At 33.5% G+C, this 806-nt stretch carries 1 protein-coding gene; it reads left to right on the plus strand.

All coding sequences use genetic code 11. The features are described 5' to 3' along the window. Positions 1 to 118: 118 nt before the first annotated feature. The gene (locus tag M3P05_RS20535; protein WP_249702004.1) at positions 119 to 718 is read left to right on the plus strand and encodes a hypothetical protein; all 600 of its coding nucleotides are present in this window, start codon (positions 119 to 121) and stop codon (positions 716 to 718) included. The last annotated feature ends 88 nt before the right edge of the window (positions 719 to 806 follow it).

The raw sequence follows: 806 nt of genomic DNA on the forward strand, positions 1-806 counted from the left end.
TTTCTCCACAATTCTCAACAAAGGAGTAGTCATTATATGATTTAGTTATGATATAGTTCTCATGCTTATTTATGTCTTCAGGTTTAAATGAAGAATCTCACAATTAATGGATTAAAAAATGAACGAAGTAGATGGAAAAGCTGTAAAACAAGAGCAAATAGATCCCAAAGAATCTCCATTTAAGTACTTTCAAGAGCATCCCGACCGTTATCTTTGGGCTTTATGTGCAGCACCAATTTTTTGTGCAATCATTGAACTATTGACCGGTATTCCACCAACTTATAGTTTCATTCTTTATATAATTCCAAATATCGCTCTATCTCTACTTGATGAAAAGGAATTAAAGAAAACAGATAGAGTTACTCCTGCGCATTGGATGGTTTTGATTGTGCCAATATATATTTGGCAAAGACTAAAACTAAACAAGCAAGATAAAAAAGTTTTTATCGGTTGGGTGGTAGCGTTTATCTTCTCTCTCTTTATCAGCAATATGATTAATGATGGAGTTATCGAAGATGAAGCTTGTAACCTTGTTACAGATATTGTTCACAATCAATTCTATAACAAATCAGTTGATTGCGTCGGTGTAACTTTGGACAAAGAAGTTAAAGATGGATTTTATAAAGCTACAGCAACACTGACAAATGGTAATGATATCGATATTACTGTAGATATTCGTAAAGATGGACAAATATATGTTCAAGTTCCTAATCAGTAATTAAAGATATTTAGCTCCTGCATTCTCGTAATTAAGAACGAAATATAACAAGAAAATCCAGGGGACGCCTACGGCGCCCCTGATTTTG

Source organism: Parendozoicomonas callyspongiae (genome assembly GCF_023502345.1).
In the GTDB taxonomy this organism is placed as follows: Bacteria; Pseudomonadota; Gammaproteobacteria; order Pseudomonadales; family Endozoicomonadaceae; genus Sansalvadorimonas; species Sansalvadorimonas callyspongiae.

Excerpts from the sequence above, each read along its gene's own strand:
- M3P05_RS20535 (WP_249702004.1), top strand. The coding sequence starts at position 119 with ATGAACGAAGTAGATGGAAAAGCTGTAAAACAAGAGCAAATAGATCCC.